Source organism: Deltaproteobacteria bacterium (assembly GCA_016933965.1).
Taxonomy (GTDB): domain Bacteria; phylum Desulfobacterota; class Syntrophia; order Syntrophales; family UBA2210; genus JAFGTS01.
In genome coordinates this window covers 18,142-40,946 of the sequence record JAFGTS010000042.1, presented here as the reverse complement: position 1 = coordinate 40,946, position 22,805 = coordinate 18,142, and the positions used below count along the sequence as shown (strand labels likewise).

Here is a 22,805-nt window from a genome sequence, read left to right as displayed (position 1 = left end):
CTTTCCTCACGGTATATCCGGGACCGCTTCAAACACCACCGGTATTGCAACCGAAGGTAGATTGTTTCGGCGATACTGTCAAGGAAACAGAAAAAAAGGGGTGGAACTGATTCCACCCCTTTTCATACCAACTCTGCTGTGAACTGTTAGTAAATCATCTGGTACATCACGACGATCGCCGGAGCGGTAACCAGCGAAACAACCGACATCAGCTTGATCAGAATGTTCATCGAAGGACCGGAGGTATCCTTGAAGGGGTCGCCGACGGTGTCACCGACAACGCCCGCTTTGTGGGCGTCGGAACCCTTGCCGCCGAAGTTGCCCTTTTCGATGAATTTCTTTGCATTATCCCAGGCGCCACCGGCATTCGCCATGAGAAGACCGATGATGACACCTACCAGCGTCGCGCCGGCCAAAAATCCACCCAAGGCATGGGGACCGATCAATATCCCGACAAGCACCGGTGCCAGAACGGCGGAAACTCCGGGAAAGATCATTCTCTTGAGGGCCGCCGTGGTGGCGATATCAACACATCGGTTCGTGTCGGGAGGTGTCGTGCCTTCCATGATCCCAGGGATTTCCCGGAACTGACGCCTGATCTCATTGACCATGTCAAACGCCGCATCACCGACGGCGCTCATGGTCAGGGCCGCCACCAGGCAGGGGAACAGGCCGCCGAGAAAGACACCCGTAATGACATGGGCTTCCGTCAGGTCGAGAGCAAAGTTCTCAAAACCGGGGAAGGTCTTGATCGTCGCTGTATAGGCGGCGAACATGGCCAGGGCCGTCAGCGCGGCAGAACCGATGGCGAACCCTTTTCCAATGGCCGCCGTGGTGTTGCCGACTGCATCAAGACCATCGGTGATCTCACGTACCTGATGGGGCATATGTGCCTGCTCGGCGATACCGCCGGCGTTATCCGCGATGGGACCGTAGCTGTCGACGGACATGGTCATACCGACCGTGCCGAGCATCCCCACGCCGGCGATCGCAATACCGTAAAGACCGCAGGCGATATAGGCCAGCCAGATCGCTATGGCGATAAAGAACACCGGGGCAACAACACTTTCAAGGCCTACGGCGAATCCCGTGATGATGTTCGTCGCCGGACCCGTCTGGGAGGCTGCGGCGACCCTCTCGACAGGACCGCGTGCCGTGTAGTATTCTGTTACCGCACCGATAAGCATACCGGCGATGATACCGAGAAGAACGGCCCAGAAGGGGCCCAGTTTTCCGATCATGCCCAGCTCTTTCAGGTGCTCGATCGGAATGTTGGCCGTCGAATATTTCACAACGACAAATGCCGCAATGATGAAAAGAATTCCGGCGATATAGAGAGAATTGCTCAGGGCGGACTGTGGTTTCATGTTCTTCAGGAAGTTGAAGAGCCCGATCCCGATAACCGAGGCAAGAAGTCCCACAACGATGAACAGCATGGGAAGCATCATCCAGACACTCTTGAATTCCCCCATGGTGGCCCCGATGGCAATGGCCGCGACAACCGAACCGCAGTAAGATTCGTACAGGTCGGCGCCCATACCGGCGATATCCCCGACGTTGTCACCGACGTTGTCGGCGGTCACACCGGGATTTCTCGGGTCGTCCTCGGGAATACCGGCTTCAATCTTACCGACCAGGTCGGCGCCGACATCGGCCGTCTTCGTGAAGATACCACCGCCGACACGGGCAAAGAGGGCGATCGAGGAAGCACCCATGGCAAAACCGTTGATGACGACCGGGTCTTTCTCCGAAAAATAGTAGAAGAATATACCCAGTCCAAGGAGACCGAGGGAAGCAACGGACAGCCCCATGACCGAACCGCCGAAAAACGCCACCGTCAGCGCCTTGCCCTGTCCGTGGGTATTTGCGGCTTCAGCGGTCCTTGCGTTCGAAAGTGTCGCCGCCTGCATACCGAAGACACCGGCCAGCAGTGAGCCGATGGCACCCGAGAGGAAGGCCACCGCCGACATACTGTTCTCGAGGGCGAAGAAAAGAACGACAAATACAATGACCACAAAAATCGCGATTATTTTATATTCCCGTTTCAGAAACACCATGGCACCGGCATGAATCCGCTCCATGATTTCAACCATAACTTCATTACCGGGCGAAAATGACGTTACATACTTATAGATAAGAAACGCCAGAATCAGCCCGATGAGGCCCCATAACCATGCATAATTTACTAAAAATTCCATGATCCTTGACTATACCTCCTTACCTGAATTGTTTGTAATCCTTACATTGAATCTGTTCATCGCCGCCTGCGCTCCCGATGCAATTATCTCCAGCACCGCCTGCGTGGCCCGTGTGATAACGCCGGGCACCACCGCCTTTTCGGCCGCGGAAAAATGTTTCAGGACGTAGGACTCAACCATATCATCCGCGGGGGGTCTTCCAATACCCAGACGAACCCTGATGAATTCCGCCTCACCCAGGTGATCGATGATCGACATGACTCCTTTATGCCCTCCGTCACCTCCTCCCTGTTTTATCCGAATATCGCCAAGAACGATATCCAGATCATCATGAAGAACAATGACATCTTCGCAGGGCACCTTGAAATATCCAACCAGCTTTTCAAGGGAAATCCCGCTGAGGTTCATGAAGGTCTGAGGTTTTGCTAAAATAACCGGTGTCCCTTCAAGAACCCCCCTTCCCATGAGAGAATCAAACCGCCTTTCACTGACCGGAATATTGTTTTCCCGCGCAAGATTTTCAAGAACCATAAAACCAAAATTATGTCGGCTGTGCAGATACCGGTCACCCGGATTGCCAAGACCGGCAATGAGCTTCAGGGGAAGCATTGTATAAACGCTACTCGCCTTTCTCCTCACTGCCCTCTTCGGCTGCGGCTTCTTCAGCGGCTTCCTCAACAGCGGACGCTTCCTCGGCAGCCTCGGCGGCTTCGGCTTGCTCCATCTCTGCAGCGGTCAGGGCCCGCCGTGTCGCGACGACGGTGGCAATCACCGAATCCTCCGAATCAAGGGCGGTAATTCCCTCAGCCAGTGCCACATCGGCAACCCGCAGGGAATCGCCGAGTTCCAGATGGCTGACATTCACCTCGACCGCCTCGGGCAGTATCGAAGGGAGTCCGGAGACCTTCAATTCCCGCTTCGACTGGGTCAGCTCACCCCCCTGTTCAAGACCGGCCGGTTCTCCGACCAGACTTATGGGAAGTTCTATGACCACTTCTCTATCCATCTTGATTTCATAGAAATCGGCATGAACAAGATGCTTCTTGACCGAATTCACCTGGTAATCCTTGATGATGGAGAGTTTTTCATGAACGGTATCATCGTCGCTGATGGCAAGGTTGACGAAAAGGCTTTCAATGCGCGCCATCTCAATAAGCCTGATCAATTCCGCATCACGCACAGACAGCGAAACAGGGTCCGCCTGATACCCGTAAAAAACGGCCGGCACACGTCCCTCGGCCCGTAATCTTCTGCAAGCACCCTTCCCGGTATCCTCGCGGCGCCATGCTTCCAACGTCATCGTCTTCATGCAATTCTCCTATACAAACAACGAACTGATTGATTCATTATAATAAATGCGCTTGATCGCCTCGCTGAGCGTATCAGCAATGGATAAAATGGTTATCCGCGAACAGGAATGCGCGTTCTCTCTGAGAGGGATGGTGTCGGTAACCACAACCTCCGAGATCTCCGATGCTTCGATCCGTTCAATGGCAGGGCCCGACAGGACGGGATGCGTACAACACGCCGTGACCTCCAGCGCCCCGTTCTCCTTCAAGGCCTCCGCGGCCTGCACCATGGTTCCCGCCGTGTCGATCATGTCGTCGAGGATGATAACGTTCATGTCCCTGACAGACCCGATGATATTCATAACCTGCGATTCGTTCGGCGTATCCCTGCGCTTGTCGACGATCGCCAGTGATGCACCGAGCCGTCTGGCAAAGGCCCGGGCCCGGACGACGCCACCCGTATCGGGTGATACGATCACCATGTTTTTCATCTGCCTGTTTCGTATGTAGTCGAGAAGGAGCGGCGTTGCGTAAAGATTGTCCACGGGAATATTGAAGAAGCCCTGGATCTGGCCGGCGTGCAGATCAACGGACAGGATGCGGGTCGCGCCGGCGGTGGTGATCAGGTCGGCCACCAGCTTGGCCGTGATCGGCGCCCGGGGAACCACCTTTCTGTCCTGCCGGGCATAGCCGTAATAGGGAATAACAGCCGTGATCCGATCAGCCGAGGCCCGCTTCATGGCATCGATCATGATGAGCAATTCCATCAGGCTGTTGTTCACGGGGGTACAGGTGGATTGAATGATGAAGACATCCATTCCCCGGACATTTTCATCGATCTCGACCCGGGTCTCTCCGTCGCTGAAGGTGGTCACCTGGGCATCTCCAAGCCGCACGCCCAGTTTCCTGCAGATACCTTCCGCCAGGTGAATGTTTGAATTTCCCGAAAATATCTTGATTCTCTCAAGCATCTGATTATTTCATTCTTCCGTTATAAATGGCTGGGGCGGGAGGATTCGAACCTCCGAATGCAGGAACCAAAATCCTGTGTCTTACCACTTGACGACGCCCCATTACATCAAAAATCATGGGATGGATTGTGCCCTGAACACAGAACCGACCTGCACCTTTGCTACTTCCCGTTCAGCCGCAATTGTATCTTCCTCATTCCTGAAGATTCCGAAAACGGTAGGGCCACTGCCGGACATTAATGAACCGATTGCCCCGTGTTCCATGAGAAGCTTCTTGATCTCCGATATAACGGGGTGCAGCCGTATAGATACCCTCTCCAAATCGTTATACAATCCTCTAACAACCTGGGTCAGTGTTTGGAATCGCGGCATATTATATTGTATTACCCCGTTTGTCAATCCCATTTTTAAGCCTTCATACACCGTACGTGTGGACAATTCAAAGCCCGGATTGACCAGGAGGAACGACAAAGCGGGAATATCTCCGGCGGGTTCGAGACGCTCGCCGATACCGGTCGCCCAGGCCGTTTTCCCGAAAATGAAAAAGGGAACGTCCGCCCCGATACGGGCACCGATCTTCATCAGTTCTTCCCCGGAACAGCCGAATTCGAACATTTCATTCAGCGTCAGGAGGGTCGTTGCAGCGTCGGAACTCCCGCCTCCAAGACCGGCCGCTATGGGAATGTTCTTTCCTATGGTTATCTCCACGCCGGGGGATCGTGACACGTGCTCAAAGAGAGACCGGGCCGCCCGATGAACGATATTCCCTTTGTCTTCAGGAAGTTCGCTTCCGGGACATCGAACCGCCAGTCCGTCAGATCCGGGGGAAAAGGTCAATTCATCATAGAGACCGACGCGCTGCATCAGGGTCAAAATATGATGATAGCCGTCCGCCCGTTTACCGAGAACTTTCAGATACAGATTCACCTTCGCCGGCGCAAGTCTGGTGATCACTCCTTGGCCTCTTTCACATAACGCATCCTTAATTCATAGAGGACCCCGTCGATCAGGTGCTGTTCCTCCTCCTCGAGATTCCCCTGTGTCTTTTTCTTCAGCATGTCCACAATATCGATGGTCTGTTTCGCGGCCGCAATATTCTTCCGGCGTTCGTTCGTCACGGGATCCGGCAGTTCACCGAAGTGAAAGAGGGCGGAGGTGTGCAGCGACAGAATAAAGGTGGCGAAATTCACCTCGGGAAGCACATAGTCTTCCTCTTCGCTCTCCTGCGCCTGTTCACCGGGGCCGGGTTCCCTCCGCTCCCGTCCCCCGGACTGCTCTTCAGGTGCTTCTTCTTTCGCCGCCTTCTGCTGATCTGTTATCTTTTCAGCAGGCTTTTCTTCCGTCCCGGATTCTGCCCGGGCCTCGCCCTCCCCGCTGAAACGCCTTCTGTCCTTAATGACAAACCCCTTTTCTTCGTCATTCCCTTCGGTCATATTACCCTCCTGATTTCAATTCTTTAAACATATAACCGACGGTCAAGATTTGTACCACAAAGCAGGCTCCATGTCCACCATCATCGTGATTCGGGATACTGAATTCGTGATTCGTGATTCGGGAATCGGAAATCGGGAACATTTTTTTGATCTACCCACCCTAATCCGTAATCCGCTAATCCGTAATCCGCATAATCCTTCTTATCCTCATCCCGCACCCAGGCACTTGCAAAAAAAGCCACCGCCCGGTACCGGCACGGTGGCTTCCGTGATCGACAGTTTGCAAATTGCTCGTTACTACGCTATCTTCATGTTCCTCAATCGCTCCACCCTCTTTTCAACAGGGGGATGGGTGCTGAAGAGGGCGGCGAAGGATTTCGCCGTCAGGGGATTGACGATAAAGAGATGCGCCGAAGAGGGATTTGCCCGCATGGGCATGGCCTGCGAGGCCCGCGAGAGTTTCTCGAGGGCGTTTGCCAGTCCCTCGGGTTTGCCTGATATCCTGGCTCCCCCCTCGTCGGCGAGGTACTCCCGGGACCGTGAAATGGCCATCTGGATCAGCATTGCGGCTATGGGCGCAAGGATGGACATAAGGAGGAGGCCGACAATGCCACCCCCTTCATCGTCATCACCGCCGCCGAACCCGAAAATGGCCGCCCACCGCGCCATGCCGGCAAGGACCATGACCGCACCGGCAATGGTAGCCGCGATGGAACCGATCATCATGTCCTTGTTCTTGATATGGGTCAGTTCGTGGGACAGAACACCCTCAAGCTCATCACGGTTGAGGACCCTCAGGATCCCTTCCGTTACCGCCACGACGGCATGTTCCTGATCCCTGCCGGTGGCGAAGGCATTCGGAGTACCGCTGGGAACGATGCAGACCCGCGGCATGGGAATACCCGCCCGAAGAGCGAGATCCTTTACGATCGCATAAAGTTCCGGGGTATCACTCTCGGATATTTCCTGCGCGCGGTACATGGACAGGACGATCCTGTCGGAGAACCAGTAACTCCCGAAATTCATGATCACCGCAAAGAGAAAGGCAATGACCATTCCCTGCGTCCCGCCGAAATATCCCCCGATCAGGATCAAAAGCCCCGTCAACGCGCCGAGTAGAATGACGGTTCTCATGGTATTCATTGATATACCTCCATAATCACATGTTACCGGTATGTTACCGGTACGTTGCCCGTATTTGTATCCCTTTTGAAGCGGTCATCAGACCCTTATTTTTTCGTAAACACGACCGACCCGTTTTCGTCAATATCGACCAGGATGCGGTCTCCCTCAACGAATACGCCTTCGAGGATCTCCAGCGCCAGACGGTCCTCGACCAGTTTCTGAAGTGCCCGCTTCAGCGGCCGGGCTCCGTAAGTCGGGTTGAATCCGATCTCTGCAATATGCTGTTTTGCCTTTTTGGTCAACTCAATGTCCATTTTCCTGCCGGACAGCCGTTTCCTGAGCATCTTCATCTGGATGTCGACGATATGGGCGATATCACTCAGGGTCAGTGCCCTGAAGGTAATGATATCGTCGATCCGGTTCAGGAATTCCGGCTTGAATGTCGCCCGCAGGGCGTCCATCGTCCGTCGATGCTGTTCCTCGCTCTCAAGAGTGGGATCCTGCAACCACTGGCCGCCGATGTTCGACGTCATAATATTGATGGTATTCTTGAAATCGACGGTACGGCCGTGCCCGTCCGTCAGCCTGCCGTCATCGAGTATCTGAAGCAGGATATTGAAGACATCGGGATGGGCCTTTTCAATCTCATCAAAGAGCAGGACCGAATAAGGCCGGCGGCGGACCGACTCGGTCAGGTACCCGCCCTCTTCATACCCCACATACCCGGGAGGGGCACCGATAAGCCGGGCGACGGAATGCTTTTCCATGAACTCCGACATATCGATCCGCACCATGGCGTGCTCGTCATCGAACATGAATTCCGCGAGGGCCTTGCTCAACTCCGTCTTTCCCACACCGGTAGGTCCCATGAAGATGAAGGAACCGATCGGCCGGTTCGGGTCCTGGAGCCCCGACCGCGCCCGGCGAAGGGCATTTGAAACGATCCGTATCGCCTCGTCCTGTCCCACGACCCGGAGCTTGAGGCGCTCCTCCATGTGGAGCAGTTTCTGGATATCGCTTTCCATCATGCGGGCCACGGGAATACCCGTCCATTTCGCCACGACCTCCGCGACATCCTCTTCGTCCACTTCTTCCTTCAGGGTTTTTGCATCCTGCTGTAACTGTGCCAGCTCTCCCGTCTTCTGAGCCAACTCCTTTTCGAGACGCACCAGTGTGTCATACCGTATCTCGGCCGCCTTCGCCAGGTCACCGTCACGCATGGCATTCTGTTCAGCCGTCTTGCACTCCTCCAGGCTTTCCTTGATGGTCTGGATCGCCTTGATGGCGTCCTTTTCCCGGGTCCAGTGCAGCTTCATGCCGTCCCGGGATTCTTCAAGCTCCGCCAGTTCCCTGTTCAGTTTATCAAGGCGCTCCCTCGACGAGGTGTCGCTTTCCTTTTTCAGGGATTCCCGCTCTATCTCGAGTTGCATGATCTTTCTCTCGACCGTGTCTATTTCCGCCGGCATGCTGTCCAGTTCGATCCTGAGACGGGATGCCGACTCATCGATGAGGTCAACTGCCTTGTCGGGCAGAAACCGGTCGCTGATATAACGGTCCGAAAGGGTTGCCGCCGCAATGAGCGCCGCATCGGTGATCCTCACACCGTGGTGAACCTCGTACCGCTCCTTCAGACCGCGCAGGATCGCAATGGTATCCTCCACGGTCGGTTCCTGAACGATGATGGGTTGAAAACGCCGCTCAAGGGCCGCATCCTTTTCGATATACTTCCGGTATTCGTTCAGTGTCGTTGCGCCCACGCAGCGCAGCTCACCGCGTGCGAGGGCCGGTTTCAGCATGTTCGAAGCATCCACGGCGCCTTCCGCGGCCCCGGCCCCGACCATGGTATGCAGCTCGTCAATAAAAAGGATGATCTCTCCCTGCGCGGCGGTCACTTCCTTGAGGACCGCCTTCAGCCGGTCTTCGAACTCGCCCCGGTATTTCGCTCCGGCCACAAGGGCCCCGATGTCGAGACCGATGACCCTCTTGTCCTTCAGGCTTTCCGGCACGTCACCGTTGACGATCCGCTGCGCCAGGCCTTCCACGATCGCCGTCTTACCCACACCGGGCTCACCAATCAGAACGGGGTTGTTTTTCGTTCTCCGCGACAGGACCTGCATGATCCGTCGAATTTCATCATCCCGCCCGATAACGGGATCAAAACCGCCTTTTCTGGCTATTTCGTTGAAATCCTTCGCGAACCGTTTCAGGGCCTGGTATTTTTCTTCCGGGTTCTGATCGGTCACCCGCTGGCCGCCCCGGATATCGACGAGAACCTGGAGTATCGCGTCCCGTGTCACGCCGTTCTTTTTCAGGATCCGGCCGGCCTCTCCATCGTCCTCGGCAATGGCGAGCAGCGCATGCTCCACACTCACATATTCATCCTGGAACTGCGAAGCCTCCGAGAAGGAGCGGTCAAGGACCTTCTTCAACCGGGGGCTCATATATCGTTCGTCGGCACCGGAAACAGAGGGAAGCCGTTTCAGGACCCTTGCAAGTTCCCCCTCGATCTGCACCGGATCGGTGCCGAGCTTTTTCAATATCTCCGGAACGATCCCTTCGGGCTGCTGAACCATGGCGAGGAGCAGCTGCTCCGCATCAACACCCTGGTGGCCGTAGTTACCGGTAATGGTTTCAGCATTCTGAAGGGCTTCCTGAAGTTTCAATGTTAATTTATCAAATCTCATATGTCCTCCTTTTCACAAAAAAGCGACAAGCCTCGAGCATCACACCGCTCATACTCCATCCCGGCCGGGATGCCCGCCGGCGGGACGCTCTCACTCCCGTTGTCGGCCTATCGCCTCATTGCGACCCTCACGCTTTTTCAATATCAACAAACATCTTTCCTTTCTTGAAGATTCTCACCGTGCCCGTCGATTCGGAAACGACGATGGCAATGGCGTCGGTAACGCTTGTAATTCCCGCGGCCGCTATATGCCTGCTTCCGAGACCCTGCGGGAATTCCTTGCTTTCCAGGGCAGCGCTCAGATGCCTTCCCGCCGTGACCAGAACACCGTTTTCCTTGACGATGAACGCCCCGTCAAGGGCCGAGAACTCCTTGATCGTTTCCCGCAGGTTCTGATCGAGGATGTTTCGCTCTTCCTCTTTATAGCCCATGAAGGGATTGATGATCATCTGCCGCGACAACTGCATGACCCGTTCATGGTCACCGAGGATGAAAATGGTCCCGACCTGGCGGCCTTCCCTGCCCTGAGCACCGAGCTCAAGGGCGATGTTGAGGACCGTTTCAAAGACCTCAGGGTATATACCTTCAAAAAAATCCGAAATATCTTCCGAGGTGAGTATTTCAAATTCCTTACCCACATCGATGATGAAGATGCTGTCTATGTACCCGAACCGGGTGATCCCTGTCAGGCAGACCAGTTTGTCCCCCTTTTCAAAAAGACCCGTGGCTATGCCCTTTGTAACGGCTATTTTGATCTGGCTCAGACGGGTGAACTCCACATCGGGAATGGTGATCGTCTTTACGCCTCCGTCCGCTTTCGTTTCTCCGCCATCCCGGGTGATCAGGATCGTCCGGTAATATCCGTCCTTGTCCTGATCGAGAACGATATCCTGGGCCACGTCACCGTACACCAGTATCGCTTTCGCCTTTATCTCCTTCGCGAATCTGCCGGCGAACTCCATGATCGACGTATTGACTGATTTCACGGGACCTCCTGTAACGGGTTTTTTCATCATCCGCTTTCGGTGTTAATCTAACCATGGCCGCGAGCTCTGTCAAGGAAAGCAAGAGGTTAAAAAGCCTTGACTGCAGGACCTCATATCGTTAGAATGTTAAATTTGAAAATTGACAGGGGGTTTATCACAGACAGACATGCAGCTTCCGGCAGTAACCGACACACTGGACCTTTACATATCCGAGATCAACCAGTTTCCCATTCTGACGGCCGAAGAGGAATTCAAACTTGCCGTCAGCTTCGTCAAGACGAACGACATGGAAGCGGCGGAGAAACTGGTCACGTCAAACCTGCGGTTCGTCGTAAAGATCGCCCACGAGTACAGGAACTACGGGATAAAACTGATAGACCTGATCCAGGAAGGCAACATCGGGCTCATGCACGCCGTAAAAAAATTCGATCCCTACAGGGGTTACCGCCTGATCTCCTATGCCGTGTGGTGGATCCGGGCCTACATGCAGAATTACATCATGAAGACATGGAGCATCGTGAAGATCGGCACGACGCAGGCCCAGCGCAAGCTTTTCTTCAAGCTCGCCCAGGCAAAACGCAAGCTTGAGGGAATATCTGAAAAAAATCCGGAATTCAAAGAAATAGCGGACCTGCTCAACGTCAAGGAAACGGAAATAGAGGAAATGGACCTGCGGTTGATGAACCGCGATGTCTCTCTCGACGCTTCCATCGATGATGAAGGCGATTCAATGTACATCGATCAGCTCGCCGATGAGGGGATCAGCCAGGAAGACGCCCTTATCAGGAAGCAAGAAACGGCACTGGTCAAGAAAAACATCGACGGGGCGCTCTCTCATCTGAACGAGCGCGAATATTACATCATCAAACACAGGACAATGGCGGAAAAACCGGAAACCTTGCAGGAGATCGGCGATCGCTTCAACATCACGCGGGAACGGGCCCGCCAGATCGAAAAGGAAGCCCTGAGAAAGCTCCGGACGGCCCTGCCCTATCTGGGAGAAGAACGGGGGCTTTTGCCGGAGCGGTAGACGGTCAGTCCTCGAAACCGACGGCGAGATTTTCAAATCGCGTATATTCTTTCAGAAAAACAAGGTTCACCAGGCCAGTGGGCCCGTTTCTCTGTTTGCCGACGATGATCTCGGCTTTTCCCTTCTCGGGATTATCTTCCGATTTGTTATAGACCTCATCACGGTAGATGAACATGATCACATCGGCATCCTGTTCGATCGCCCCCGATTCCCTGAGGTCTGCGAGCTGTGGGCGTTTGTCCGCCCGCGCCTCGACCTGCCGGTTCAGCTGTGAGAGGGCCATGACGGGAATATCCAGTTCCTTTGCCAGGGCCTTGAGTGAACGGCTGATCTCGGAGATCTCCTGTTCACGCGGCAACGACAAATCCCGGCCCCGCATCAACTGCAGGTAATCAAGGACGACCAGGCCGAGTCCCCTCTCGGCCTTGAGCCTTCGCGCCTTGGCCTTCATTTCAAGGACGGAAATAGCCGGTGTGTCATCGATGTAAATGGGGGCCTCCGACAATTTTCCCGCAGCCGTTGTCAGCTTCGGCCAATCCAGGTCCCCCAGAAATCCCTTTCGCAGGCGTTGCGAATCGACCCGTGCCTCGGATGCAAGCATGCGGAAGGCAAGCTGTTCCTTGGACATCTCAAGGGAGAAGATGGCCACGGGGATGTTGTGCTCTATGGCCGTCTGCTGTGCTATGTTGATGGCGAAGGCGGTTTTGCCCATGCTCGGTCTCCCCGCCACGACGATCAGGTCGGCCTTCTGAAGACCCGAGGTCAGTTCATCGACCTTTTGAAATCCCGTGGGAACACCCGTTATCAGGGATTTCCGCTCGTACAGGGCCTCTATGGACCGGAAACTATCCTTGATGATCTCTTTTATCGGATAGAAAGCCGGCTTTATCTTGTTCTCGGAGATCTCAAATATGGAATGTTCCGACGCGTCCAGGATACTGTCTATGTCCGTACCTGAATCGTAACTCTGCTGGATTATCCTGGTCGCGGCCCCGATCAGTTTCCGCAGGATCGCCTTCTCCTTGACTATTTTCGCGTAATACACGATGTTCGCCGCAGAGGGAACCGAGTCAACCAGTGACGCGAGGTAGGCCTCACCGCCGACCGTGTCAAGCTCCTTTCTGTCCCTCATGATGCTGCTCAGGGTTATCAGGTCGCAGGGCTCGTTCCTGTCCGAGAGGGCGATAAGAGCGGTGTATATCTTCTTGTGCGCCTCACTGTAAAAATCCTCTACCTCCAGGACCTCGATGACGTTGTTGACGGCAATATTGTCCAGAAGGATGCCGCCCAGGACGGACTGCTCCGCTTCGAGATTCTGCGGTGGAACTTTATAGAGAGTAGCATCGCCCTGTTTCATGGGATCGTCCTATTCCTCGGCCTTTACGATAACCGTTATCTCCACGGAGATCTCGCGGTGAAGCTTCACCTTGACGGGAAATTCACCGAGACTCTTGATCGGCTCTTCAAGAATGATGTTTTTACGGTCCATCTCGATATTCTGCTCGCTCAGCGCCGTTTCAACATCCTTTGTGGTCACGGAGCCGAAAAGTTTTTCCTGTTCGCCGACCTTGCGAAAGACGGTAATCGTCATACCCGCAATCCTGTCGGCCTGAAGCTGTGCCTTTTCTTTTTCTCTCTCCACTTTCTTCGCGATCAGGCGCTTTTCGTGCTCGAGCGTCTTCACGTTCTTGTTGCTCGCCTCTATCACCAGTCCCCGCGGGATAAGGAAGTTCCGGGCATAGCCGTCGGACACATTGACCACATCTCCCGTTTTTCCGAGGTCCTTTACGTTCTCCTTCAAAATAACCTTCATGCAATCCTCCTTCACCGGATTCATTGTTGACGACTTCGTAAAACGTCCATATGCAGCACCCAGCTCCTCCTTCGTCATTGCGACGTACGAACACGTACGTTTCATTCCTCAGGATCCGCGCGTCCTGCCTCCGGAGCTTTTTACAAAGCCTCCCCATCTGCATGGGTATTGCGGCTTTTTACGAGGCCATCATTGTTTGTGAGCATCAATATTCGTTGTGAGGGTGAATGTTCATAACAATACAACGAATCAAAACAAAAAGGTACTCAAACTTGCGATGAGCGGTTCAGTTTTCGAAAATCGGCCCAGATATCGACAATTCCCAGCCCGATGACAACAAGCAATAGGAACTGCTGGGCAAAAATCATAAAATATGCAAACCCCCGGAAAAACAGGGGGATGTTTTTCTGTTGAAAATAATATGAGACGATCGCCACCCCCTGAAGCAGATAGACTAAAAATAGAACGATCATCATGTTGAATCCGACGACCCGTATCCACCAGAGCGGGATTATGATAAAAACGCCCGCACCGATGAGCAGCCAGACAACACTGTCCGGGGCCTTCCACCGGGAAAGGGTACCGAAATCGGGGTACCACATCCTTCTCATTGTAAAAAGAACTCTTCCTTCAAGGATGTTCACCCAGACGGAAAAGGCCGTGGCCGCTATGACAAGGCCGGGGAAGAGGTGGGTCACGGCTTTCGCGATGAGGGGAGCATTTTCCCTGATGAATTCAATCTGCCGTGACATTTCCCCCGCCGGGTAGGCATCAAGATTGTAACGGACCATTTCCAGGATGGACGTTTCAATGAGCCGCCAGGGACTGAAGTCGCGGACGACACTTTCATAAAGAAGCACAGAGCATCCGGCAAGCAGAATTATACCCGTGGTCTGTACCACGGTTCGTTCCACCGAATAGTTTTTCCTGAGCGTTTCAGAAAGAACGGGACCGATCAGGGCGGACAGAATGAGAAAACGGATGTCGGGAGCCGACCCTGTCAGGGGTGATACGATCACCGTGATCAACAGGGCAAGACCAAAAACGATCACACCTGGCGCTCTGCCGAACCGGGAGTAATAATACAGCAGGGGAAGCGGCACAAGAACGGCGCTCAGGGACCCCATCACCGGAACCACTGATACGGTGACGAACATGAGAGAGGTAATGGCAACAGCAAAAAAATATTCCCGAATCGGGACACCTCCACCATTATGAAAACCGGATTTCCTCTTATTCGGCCGTTCCCCGGAATATACCCACGGACATTACCCGCTCGTCGCGCAAAGGACGGTACGCCTCCTTTCTGCGGTCGCACGCGGTGTCGAACCATTCAGTGCCGGAAACGTCTCAGGACCCGCTATGTTTCTATGCCTCGGAAACAACATAGGGAAGCAATGCCAGTGATCGCGACCGTTTGATGGCAACCGTCAACTCTCTCTGATGCTTCGCGCAGGTTCCGGTGATCCGTCGTGGAATGATCTTCCCCCTCTCGGTCAGAAAATTCCTCAGGATCGCAGGATTTTTATAATCTATCTTTAATTCGGAGTCGACGCAGAACCGGCATACTTTCCGTCGGTGAAAGAACTTCTTGCCGCCCCGCGACGCGGAAGCGCTTCTTCCCCCCGGTCCCCGTCCTCCCGGACCCCGTGTGACCGGTCCCCGTGTGGCCGGTCCCCGTCCTCCCGGGGCCCGTGTCCCGGTTGTTCTTGTTTCTCTCTCTTCAGCCATCGTTATTCATCCCCCGTCTTTTCTTCTGTATCCGTTTCAGCACCGGGATCCGACGGTTTCACTTCCGCCGCACTCTCCTCGGGTGCCGGCGATTCAGGCGCAGGTTCCTCCTCGACCGGGGTCTCAGAGTGCGTTTCGCCCTCGGCGGCCGATTCCTCCAGTACCTGGGCCGCTGCCTGAGCCTGAGCCTGAGCCTCGCGTTTCGCCGCGGCCGCCGCCAGTTCCTCCTCAAGCTTTACGGGATCGACATGATCGCTGAGCTTGACCGTCAGGTACCGCATGATCCGTTCATCGATCTTGAAATTTCTTTCCATTTCGAAAACGGCATCATTGTCGGAAGCGAACTCGACGAATATGTACGTACCTTCCCGGCGCTTCTCGATGGGGTAGGCAAGCCTTCGCTTTCCCCAGTTATCGAGCCTGATGATGATCCCCTTCAGCGATGTTATGATTGATTGGTAGCGCTCTACCAGACTGTTGAGTTCATCCGATGACAGGTCGGAGTGAACGATGAAGACAGTTTCGTATCTTCTCAAATGAACACCTCCTCACGGCTCTGTAGCCCGGATTCCCGACCCGGGCAAGGAGTCCAGTATTTAATTATAGGTTTCGACAAATCCGCGATTCTTTACACCATCATCCGGCGAAAAGCAACTTTTTTCTCCGGCAATGGTACGTTTTTCTATACTAATAACATGCACACTGTCAATACTCTTTCACTTTCAAAGCATTCAAACCTTCATTATGAAAAGAAAAGACCGGAGGCTGGTATCCCCCTATTTCCCGCTTGAAAAGTGGTAGGAAATAGGATATGGTCCCGACGGTTTTTTGACAGCACTTACAAGGACACATGCCATCGACCGTATCCCCTTCCCGGAGGCCCGGAAAAGGAAACTTCTCACTCTTCACTGAATAAACTTTCAGAAGCCGCGATGCTGAAAAGATTTCCACACCTCTGCAAATCGAACATCGGTTCTCTGTGGCCGCCGGCGCATACGTGAAAGGTGACGGCATGATCATTTATTGAAACCGGGAACCGATATTCCCGGGAGTTTTTGTCCTTGACTTCAATTTGTCGATTATCATAACGAATCAAGTATGTTGTAAAAAGACAATCGATTTTCGAATCCCTGCGGTGAATGATATGTGACAAATCCCACGACAATGGGTCCACAGTAAAAAAGGACCATTGTACCTGATCAGAATCTCGATCTTCCGCTCCAGGGGTTATCGATAGACAATTAGAAAAGGAATATCTAAACAGACAGGAGGTAACAATGGATACGATCAGTTTGACCATTGACGGCAAAGTGATAGAAGCATCGCCGGGCCAGACCATTCTTGAAGCGGCACGAGCGAACGGCATATATATCCCCACCCTCTGTTACTTCAAGGGGACGACGAACGTGGGCGCCTGCAGGGTGTGCATGGTCGAAGTCGAAAACGCACGATCGCTCGTGGCGTCCTGCGCCATGCCCGTGAGCAAGGGAATGGTCGTAAAAACGAACACGGAACGGGTCCTCAACGCCCGGAAAATGATCGTCGAACTCCTGTGGTCGTCGGGAGACCACAACTGCCTGCAGTGCGAACAGAACGGAAATTGCGAGTTGCAGGACCTGGTCTATCAGCTGGAAATCGAAAAACCCCGCTTCGACATCGAGCCGCCTGAGCATGAGATCGAAGAAACGAACTCGATGATATGCCGCGACATGAACAAATGTATCCTTTGCGGCAGGTGCGTTCGTGTCTGCAATGAGATCCAGGTTCACGAGGTACTTGACTTCTCCATGCGCAGTTCAAAAGCCAGCGTCGGCCCTGCTTTCGGGGAGGACTACATAGACTCCGATTGCGTCTTTTGCGGTGCCTGCGTCGACGCCTGTCCTGTCGGTGCCCTGACATACAAGAAGGCCCGTTTCAAGGGACGCCCCTGGGAAATCGAAAAGGTCAGGACCACTTGTACATACTGCGGGGTGGGATGCCAGCTCGACCTGAACGTCCATGACGGCAGGATCGTCAAGGTTACAACGAACGTCGATCACGGTGAGCCGAACTTCGGGATGCTCTGCTCCAAGGGCCGGTTCGGCATGGAATTCGTGTCCAGCCCGGACCGGTTGAAGACACCACTCATCAGAAAGGACGGTGAGCTTCAGGAGGCAAGCTGGGACGAGGCACTGGGCTTCATCGCGGAAAAGTTCTCCGGTATCAAGGAACAATACGGGCCCGACAGCATCGCCGGTCTTTCATCGGCCCGTTGCACCAACGAAGAAAACTATCTCTTCCAGAAATTCATGCGCGCGGTGATCGGCACCAACAATGTCGACCATTGCGCCCGTCTCTGACACTCCGTAACGGTGGCCGGTCTGGCCGCCACATTCGGAAGCGGAGCAATGACGAATTCGATCGGAGAGATCGAATATGCCGACGCAATTCTCGCCATCGGCACGAACACAACGGAAAATCATCCTGTTATCGGTTCCGCCGTGAAGCGGGCGATCCGGAGACGGGGTGCAAGCCTGATCGTCGTCGATCCCCGGCGTATCGATCTGGTGAAGTATGCGAGCATCCACCTCCAGCCCCGGCCGGGAACAAATGTCGCCGTTCTGAACGGCATAATGAACGTCATCATCGCCGAGGAACTGCAGGCACAGGAATATATACGGGAGCGGACGGAAGGGTTCGACGAATTCCGCGCGACCATTGAAAAATACACCCCCGAATATGTCGAAGAGATCTCAGGTGTGCCCGCCGGCGATATCAGGAAGGCTGCCCGCCTGTATGGGAAGGCCGAAAAGGCATCGATCCTCTATGCCATGGGACTCACCCAGCATACACACGGAACCGATGCCGTGAAGTCCTGCGCCAATCTCGCCATGCTCTGCGGGAACGTGGGGATCGAAAGCGGTGGTGTCAATCCCCTTCGAGGCCAGAACAACGTCCAGGGGGCCTGTGACATGGGCGCTCTTCCCAATGTTTTTACCGGGTACCAGCAGGTCGCCAGTGAGGAAGCAAGAAAAAAATTCAGTTCGGCATGGAACGCTCCCCTGTCCTTGAATCCAGGACTAACAGTGGTCGAAATAATGAACGCTGCCCATGAAGGAAAGGTGAAGGGGCTTTATATCATGGGGGAGAATCCCATGCTCAGCGATCCCGACCTGAAACATGTGAGAGAATCACTGGAAAATCTCGATATCCTGGTGGTCCAGGATATCTTCCTGACCGAGACGGCTGAACTTGCCGACGTGGTCCTGCCCTCTGCGTGTTTTGCGGAGAAGGATGGCACCTTCACGAACACGGAACGGCGGGTCCAGCGTATCAGAAAGGCCGTCGAGGCGCCGGGAGAAGCGAAGGCGGACTGGGAGATCATTCCCGATCTGGCAACACGCATGGGATACACCATGACATATGATTCCTCGCAGGAAATCATGGAAGAGATCCGCGCTCTCACCCCCAGTTACGGCGGTATCACCTATGAACGAATCGAAAAAGAAGGGATCCCGTGGCCTTGCCCGGACACGGATCACCCCGGCACGAAGTTCCTTCACAAGGACAAGTTCTCCCGCGGTCTCGGGTTGTTCTCTCCCATAGACTACCGGCCGTCGGACGAACTGCCCGATGCGGAATATCCGTTGATCCTTACCACCGGCCGCGTCCTCTATCATTTCCACACGGCAACCATGACCCGGCGCAACGAGGGACTTGTTGAGCGGTTCCCTGAGAGCCTTGTGGAAATACATCCCGATGATGCCCTGAAATTCGGCATCAGCGATGGTGGCATCGTCAAGGTCACATCCCGCCGCGGCACCGTATCCGCGAAGGCCTTGGTCATCGACCGGCCTCCTGCGGGCACGATCTTCATGAATTTCCATTTCAGAGAGGCCGCCGTCAACCTGCTGACGAACCCGGCTCTCGACCCCATCGGCAAAATACCGGAATTCAAGGTCTGCGCGGTCAGGGTCGAAGCGGCAGCGTGAGGTACGAAAATACAATGAGGAGGTAGTGCAATGCCACGATGGAAGTACAAATCAAGTATCATCGATCTTGACGCCGTGATCCCCCCCGATGCAATCAGTTGCGATGAATCGGGCTCCTGCGTCATCGACGGCATCCCCGGAGGTCTTGAATACTTCAAGGGTATCCTTGACCAGGAGGGAGAAAGTGAATGGGAGCTCGTCCAGTGCCAGTCTCACGGTGGAAAGCTTCTGTGCATCTGGAAAAAGGAAGTCAAGGAAGCCTTTGCAAGTTGAACAATGGCTTCCGCTCACGGGCTGCCGTATCCCGAACTGGATCTGACGGATGATGGAAGAGCGCGGTGGGCGGTGTCCGTATACTGTCCTATATATTCATTGAAATGGAGGTATCATTATGGCTTTCAATGCCCCGGCAAAAATGGTGGCTCTTGTCGGTAACGCAGGAGTCTACAAATCAAAGTTATCGGTCTTTCAACTTCTGCTCCGCGGCTTTATGGCTGGTGCCTATATCGCTATCGGAGGAGCGCTCTGCACGGTTTGCGTGACCGGCACGGGCGCCGTGCTCGGCGCCGGAATAGCCAAGCTGGTGGGCGGCGCCGTGTTCCCCGTCGGACTCATCGCGATCGTCCTTACCGGAATGGAGCTCTTTACGGGCGACTGTATGATCGTTCCCATGGCGGCGATGATGAAACGCGCCACCTGGGGTTCCGTTCTGAGAAACTGGGTGTGGGTCTATATCGGAAACGTCATCGGTTCGTTCTTTTACGCCTACCTGATGGCCATCGGTCCTTTCATCACTGGTCAGGCCGACGGGACAATGGCCGTCAACGCCTTTGGAATGTCCGCCATCGGTATCGCCACGGGCAAAATTCTCACGTACAAGGCTGTCGGATCAATAGGGCTGTGGTCCTGTTTCATGAAGGCCATCGGCTGTAACTTTCTCGTCAACATCGCCATTCTGCTTGCCATAACGGCCGATGACATCATTGGAAAGTTCTTCGGCATCTGGTTCCCCATCATGGCCTTCGTCGCCTCCGGTTTCGAGCACTGTGTCGCGAACATGTATTTCCTCCCGGCCGGAAAATTTCTCTGCGACTGGTATCCCGCGGTTATCGAAAAAACGGGTGGACTGCTGGCGGCAAACGGCGGCCTGAGCTGGTCGGATGTGTGGCTGTGGAATATCTTTCCCGTCACCATCGGTAACATTTTCGGCGGATTCCTCTTTATCGGCGTGGCCTACTTCCTCATGTTCAGAAAGGAAGTACCCACTGAATAGGAACATACCGTGTCGGCCCTTGCATGGATAACATTCATCATATGCGCTGTGGCGGTGGCGCTCCATTACCACGCCACCGGGGATGAGAGGTTCCTGCTCTTCGCCATACCCGGTCTCGTCATGCTGATCGTAATACCCTTCACGCTCGCATGGATGAGCCGCAGGAGCTACGTCAGGGCTGCCGAGAACGTCGGCGGTACTGCCCGGTTCATCAAGATGGACCGGATCAACCGGGGGATGACCGGAACGGTGTTGCGGACAGCGGGACGGGTGGAACGGATCACCTTTCGATGGCTGAACAGACCCCACTTCCACCTCAGGGAGGGCTCAGCCGGAATTCGGGTGATCATGTTCACGTCGCCGGAACAGAATATCAGGGTGGGTGACCGGGTCGCGGTGCTTGGAATCGTGATGAAGAACCTGTTTTCAGGGAAAGACCCGGTTATTTCCGCCGTCAGCATAGAAAAGACAACAGATTGACAACAAGGAGGATACTATGGACTCAAGAGAGGCACGTTTCGCCTTTGGTTTTCTTCTTTTAGGCATTGCACCCATCATCGCGACTGCCGGTGGTGCCGGTCTCGGGGCGGTCATTTTTGCGGCCGGTCTGCTGATCTCAGTATCAACCGCCTTTGCCTGAGTTGTTCTCAAAAGGGGACGGCGGAAACAGACACCGCCGTCCTCATTTTCTTTTTCCTGCTCCATCCATGGGGTTACCGGGGAAACCGCAACAGGAACGTCGACCCTTCGCCTTCCTTTGAAGTCACCTCTATCATGCCCCGGTGCGCTTCCATTATCCGTTTGCAGAAGGTCAACCCCAGGCCCGACCCCCGGTAGTTATCCTCATTTCCCTTTGCCCGGTAGAAGGGCTCAAAAATAAAGGGGATCTTGTCCTGTGGAATGCCGATACCCGTATCGGTGATTGCCACGGTGACGTACAGCTCGTCATGATCGGCGGCGATCGATATGGTTCCTCCGCTCGGCGTGTATTTTGTCGCGTTTCCGATTATATTGATGAGGACCCGGATGAGGCTTTCCGCGTCGCCGATCACCTTCGGCAGATCAGGCGGGATCGTACTGTGAAGAACGATACCCCTCCGTTCGCTGAGCGGCATCATTTCATCCACGCTTCTCTGGATGATCCCGGCGAGACTGACGGGTTCCTTCTGGATGAGTGTCCCCTTCTCTATCCTGCTGATATCAAGCCAGTGCTCGACAAGGTCCTCGAGGTTCTGGATCCGTTTCTCGATACGATCAATGATCTGCCGTTCCTGCTCCCCCAGGCATTCTCCGGCGACGACCTTCAGTGATTCTATGTACTGCTGGATTGTGACGAGGGGCGAGCGCATCTCGTGGCTCACGAAAGTTATAAAGTTTCGCTGTATCTCTTCCTTTTCCTCCTTCAGCTTCAGTGCCTCGACCTTCAGGTCGCGATGCTCCAGAGCACGACGCGTTACCGCCCTGAGTTGGTCCGGCGTGAAGGGTTTCGGCAGGTAATCATAGGCACCCTTTTTCATGGATTCCACGGCAGACACGATCGATGCATACCCGGTGACAACGATGAGCACCAGGTCGGGCAGTTCCCGCGAGAGAATTTCGATGATGTCCATCCCCGATATACCGGGCAGCTTGAGATCAACATAGGCCACATCAGGCTGTTTCTCGCGGGCAAGTTTGATCCCTTCCTGTCCGTCACCGGTGCTGATCACGGAGTAACCCATCTTTTCAAGGGCCTGCCGGCATCCATCCCGTATCGATTCCTCATCATCTATGATGAGGATCAGATCATGTCTTGTTTGTTCGGTCATAGGCTCAATCCAGAAGTTCGGCTGCGAATTTCAAAAGGTCATCGGCCTTGACCGGTTTGTGCAACACCATATCGACTTTCGGCGATTCATCGGACGGTTCATAGGACTGATAGGGGCCCTGGAGATCGACGGCGCTCAGCACTATCAGGGGCATGTCCCTACCCTCTTTCATCTGGCGGATCTTGGAAACCACGGCGAATCCCTCTCCCCAGGTTTCCATCATCATGTCCGTGATCGTGAGATCCGGCGCGACCGACGCCACCATTTCCAGACCTGTCTTTCCATCCTCGGCGAGGTGGACCTCATAGCCGCCTTTTTCGAGAATCAGTTTGGTCGCCATCAGAAAATCCCGGTCATCGTCGATCAAGAGTATTTTCTTTTTCGCTGTCATGGTCTTCACCTCCATTATCGATGTATGACAACTGGTATTGCAAAGTCGATGCCACATCATAATGCTTTGTTTTGATTAGATATTTCTGAATATTCCGGTGAGA

General features: G+C 54.3%; 22 protein-coding genes and 1 tRNA gene. 6 read left to right on the top strand and 17 right to left on the bottom strand.

What is annotated here, in order from left to right:
• Positions 1-146: 146 nt before the first annotated feature.
• The 10 genes from JXO48_09875 to JXO48_09830 all read right to left on the bottom strand — a co-directional run bounded on the left by JXO48_09875 (position 147) and on the right by JXO48_09830 (position 10,685).
• Entirely contained in the window at positions 147-2,198 is a 2,052-nt protein-coding gene (locus JXO48_09875; GenBank protein ID MBN2284184.1) for a sodium-translocating pyrophosphatase, read from the bottom strand.
• Between the two features lie 9 nt (positions 2,199-2,207).
• A complete protein-coding gene (locus JXO48_09870) occupies positions 2,208-2,798 on the bottom strand; it encodes an aminoacyl-tRNA hydrolase (GenBank protein ID MBN2284183.1) in 591 nt (196 codons plus the stop codon).
• Positions 2,799-2,817: 19 nt separating this feature from the next.
• Positions 2,818-3,507, bottom strand: coding sequence for a 50S ribosomal protein L25 (locus tag JXO48_09865; protein ID MBN2284182.1), 690 nt, complete (start codon positions 3,505-3,507; stop codon positions 2,818-2,820).
• Positions 3,508-3,516: 9 nt separating this feature from the next.
• The gene (locus JXO48_09860; protein MBN2284181.1) at positions 3,517-4,458 is read right to left on the bottom strand and encodes a ribose-phosphate pyrophosphokinase; all 942 of its coding nucleotides are present in this window, start codon (positions 4,456-4,458) and stop codon (positions 3,517-3,519) included.
• Between the two features lie 27 nt (positions 4,459-4,485).
• Positions 4,486-4,560, bottom strand: a tRNA-Gln gene (locus JXO48_09855).
• Positions 4,561-4,572: 12 nt separating this feature from the next.
• Positions 4,573-5,412: a 4-(cytidine 5'-diphospho)-2-C-methyl-D-erythritol kinase gene (locus JXO48_09850; protein MBN2284180.1), complete on the bottom strand. Its 840-nt coding sequence runs from the start codon at positions 5,410-5,412 to the stop codon at positions 4,573-4,575.
• The gene (locus JXO48_09845; protein MBN2284179.1) at positions 5,409-5,891 is read right to left on the bottom strand and encodes a DUF1844 domain-containing protein; all 483 of its coding nucleotides are present in this window, start codon (positions 5,889-5,891) and stop codon (positions 5,409-5,411) included. Before JXO48_09845 ends, JXO48_09850 begins: the two co-directional genes overlap by 4 nt.
• A gap of 297 nt (positions 5,892-6,188) precedes the next feature.
• Positions 6,189-7,034 carry a zinc metalloprotease HtpX gene (gene htpX, locus JXO48_09840; protein MBN2284178.1) on the bottom strand — a complete coding sequence of 282 codons (846 nt, stop codon included), beginning with the start codon at positions 7,032-7,034 and terminating at the stop codon, positions 6,189-6,191.
• An 86-nt stretch (positions 7,035-7,120) separates the two neighbouring features.
• Positions 7,121-9,700, bottom strand: a complete 2,580-nt coding sequence (gene clpB, locus JXO48_09835; GenBank protein ID MBN2284177.1) for an ATP-dependent chaperone ClpB — start codon at positions 9,698-9,700, stop codon at positions 7,121-7,123.
• 127 nt (positions 9,701-9,827) lie between these two features.
• The gene (locus tag JXO48_09830) at positions 9,828-10,685 is read right to left on the bottom strand and encodes a diadenylate cyclase (GenBank protein MBN2284176.1); all 858 of its coding nucleotides are present in this window, start codon (positions 10,683-10,685) and stop codon (positions 9,828-9,830) included.
• Positions 10,686-10,851: 166 nt separating this feature from the next.
• Here JXO48_09830 and rpoH point away from each other — a divergent pair, with 166 nt between their 5' ends.
• Positions 10,852-11,715, top strand: coding sequence for an RNA polymerase sigma factor RpoH (rpoH, locus tag JXO48_09825; protein ID MBN2284175.1), 864 nt, complete (start codon positions 10,852-10,854; stop codon positions 11,713-11,715).
• Between the two features lie 4 nt (positions 11,716-11,719).
• Here the strand turns inward: rpoH and dnaB are convergent, their stop codons facing one another.
• The 5 genes from dnaB to rpsF all read right to left on the bottom strand — a co-directional run bounded on the left by dnaB (position 11,720) and on the right by rpsF (position 15,795).
• Positions 11,720-13,072 carry a replicative DNA helicase gene (gene dnaB, locus JXO48_09820; protein MBN2284174.1) on the bottom strand — a complete coding sequence of 451 codons (1,353 nt, stop codon included), beginning with the start codon at positions 13,070-13,072 and terminating at the stop codon, positions 11,720-11,722.
• A gap of 9 nt (positions 13,073-13,081) precedes the next feature.
• Positions 13,082-13,528, bottom strand: coding sequence for a 50S ribosomal protein L9 (locus JXO48_09815; GenBank protein MBN2284173.1), 447 nt, complete (start codon positions 13,526-13,528; stop codon positions 13,082-13,084).
• Between the two features lie 266 nt (positions 13,529-13,794).
• A complete protein-coding gene (locus tag JXO48_09810) occupies positions 13,795-14,685 on the bottom strand; it encodes a DUF2232 domain-containing protein (protein ID MBN2284172.1) in 891 nt (296 codons plus the stop codon).
• 211 nt (positions 14,686-14,896) lie between these two features.
• Positions 14,897-15,259, bottom strand: a complete 363-nt coding sequence (locus JXO48_09805) for a 30S ribosomal protein S18 (GenBank protein MBN2284171.1) — start codon at positions 15,257-15,259, stop codon at positions 14,897-14,899.
• A gap of 2 nt (positions 15,260-15,261) precedes the next feature.
• Positions 15,262-15,795: a 30S ribosomal protein S6 gene (gene rpsF / locus JXO48_09800; protein MBN2284170.1), complete on the bottom strand. Its 534-nt coding sequence runs from the start codon at positions 15,793-15,795 to the stop codon at positions 15,262-15,264.
• Between the two features lie 741 nt (positions 15,796-16,536).
• On the opposite strand from rpsF, the gene fdhF reads away from it, so the two are divergent.
• The 5 genes from fdhF (at position 16,537) to JXO48_09775 (ending at position 21,143) form a co-directional block, all read left to right on the top strand.
• The gene (gene fdhF, locus JXO48_09795; protein MBN2284169.1) at positions 16,537-19,230 is read left to right on the top strand and encodes a formate dehydrogenase subunit alpha; all 2,694 of its coding nucleotides are present in this window, start codon (positions 16,537-16,539) and stop codon (positions 19,228-19,230) included.
• A gap of 30 nt (positions 19,231-19,260) precedes the next feature.
• On the top strand, positions 19,261-19,503 hold the full coding sequence (locus tag JXO48_09790) for a hypothetical protein (GenBank protein MBN2284168.1): 243 nt from the start codon (positions 19,261-19,263) through the stop codon (positions 19,501-19,503).
• A 118-nt stretch (positions 19,504-19,621) separates the two neighbouring features.
• Positions 19,622-20,503 (top strand): formate/nitrite transporter family protein, encoded by an 882-nt coding sequence (locus JXO48_09785; GenBank protein ID MBN2284167.1) that lies wholly within the window; start codon positions 19,622-19,624, stop codon positions 20,501-20,503.
• A 9-nt stretch (positions 20,504-20,512) separates the two neighbouring features.
• A complete protein-coding gene (locus tag JXO48_09780; GenBank protein ID MBN2284166.1) occupies positions 20,513-20,983 on the top strand; it encodes a hypothetical protein in 471 nt (156 codons plus the stop codon).
• A gap of 16 nt (positions 20,984-20,999) precedes the next feature.
• On the top strand, positions 21,000-21,143 hold the full coding sequence (locus JXO48_09775; protein ID MBN2284165.1) for a hypothetical protein: 144 nt from the start codon (positions 21,000-21,002) through the stop codon (positions 21,141-21,143).
• 73 nt (positions 21,144-21,216) lie between these two features.
• On the opposite strand, the gene JXO48_09770 is transcribed toward JXO48_09775, so the two are convergent.
• Both JXO48_09770 and JXO48_09765 read right to left on the bottom strand, forming a co-directional pair.
• Positions 21,217-22,311, bottom strand: coding sequence for a hybrid sensor histidine kinase/response regulator (locus tag JXO48_09770; GenBank protein MBN2284164.1), 1,095 nt, complete (start codon positions 22,309-22,311; stop codon positions 21,217-21,219).
• 4 nt (positions 22,312-22,315) lie between these two features.
• Complete coding sequence (locus JXO48_09765) at positions 22,316-22,702, bottom strand: response regulator (protein MBN2284163.1); 387 nt, start codon at positions 22,700-22,702, stop codon at positions 22,316-22,318.
• Between the last annotated feature and the right edge of the window lie 103 nt (positions 22,703-22,805).

Coding starts and splice junctions, on each gene's coding strand:
- JXO48_09875 (MBN2284184.1), bottom strand. CDS start 2,198: ATGGAATTTTTAGTAAATTATGCATGGTTATGGGGCCTCATCGGGCTG.
- JXO48_09865 (MBN2284182.1), bottom strand. CDS start 3,507: ATGAAGACGATGACGTTGGAAGCATGGCGCCGCGAGGATACCGGGAAG.
- JXO48_09860 (MBN2284181.1), bottom strand. CDS start 4,458: ATGCTTGAGAGAATCAAGATATTTTCGGGAAATTCAAACATTCACCTG.
- JXO48_09845 (MBN2284179.1), bottom strand. CDS start 5,891: ATGACCGAAGGGAATGACGAAGAAAAGGGGTTTGTCATTAAGGACAGA.
- htpX (MBN2284178.1), bottom strand. CDS start 7,034: ATGAATACCATGAGAACCGTCATTCTACTCGGCGCGTTGACGGGGCTT.
- clpB (MBN2284177.1), bottom strand. CDS start 9,700: ATGAGATTTGATAAATTAACATTGAAACTTCAGGAAGCCCTTCAGAAT.
- rpoH (MBN2284175.1), top strand. CDS start 10,852: ATGCAGCTTCCGGCAGTAACCGACACACTGGACCTTTACATATCCGAG.
- dnaB (MBN2284174.1), bottom strand. CDS start 13,072: ATGAAACAGGGCGATGCTACTCTCTATAAAGTTCCACCGCAGAATCTC.
- JXO48_09815 (MBN2284173.1), bottom strand. CDS start 13,528: ATGAAGGTTATTTTGAAGGAGAACGTAAAGGACCTCGGAAAAACGGGA.
- JXO48_09810 (MBN2284172.1), bottom strand. CDS start 14,685: ATGTTCGTCACCGTATCAGTGGTTCCGGTGATGGGGTCCCTGAGCGCC.
- JXO48_09805 (MBN2284171.1), bottom strand. CDS start 15,259: ATGGCTGAAGAGAGAGAAACAAGAACAACCGGGACACGGGCCCCGGGA.
- JXO48_09790 (MBN2284168.1), top strand. CDS start 19,261: ATGCCACGATGGAAGTACAAATCAAGTATCATCGATCTTGACGCCGTG.
- JXO48_09785 (MBN2284167.1), top strand. CDS start 19,622: ATGGCTTTCAATGCCCCGGCAAAAATGGTGGCTCTTGTCGGTAACGCA.
- JXO48_09775 (MBN2284165.1), top strand. CDS start 21,000: ATGGACTCAAGAGAGGCACGTTTCGCCTTTGGTTTTCTTCTTTTAGGC.
- JXO48_09770 (MBN2284164.1), bottom strand. CDS start 22,311: ATGACCGAACAAACAAGACATGATCTGATCCTCATCATAGATGATGAG.
- JXO48_09765 (MBN2284163.1), bottom strand. CDS start 22,702: ATGACAGCGAAAAAGAAAATACTCTTGATCGACGATGACCGGGATTTT.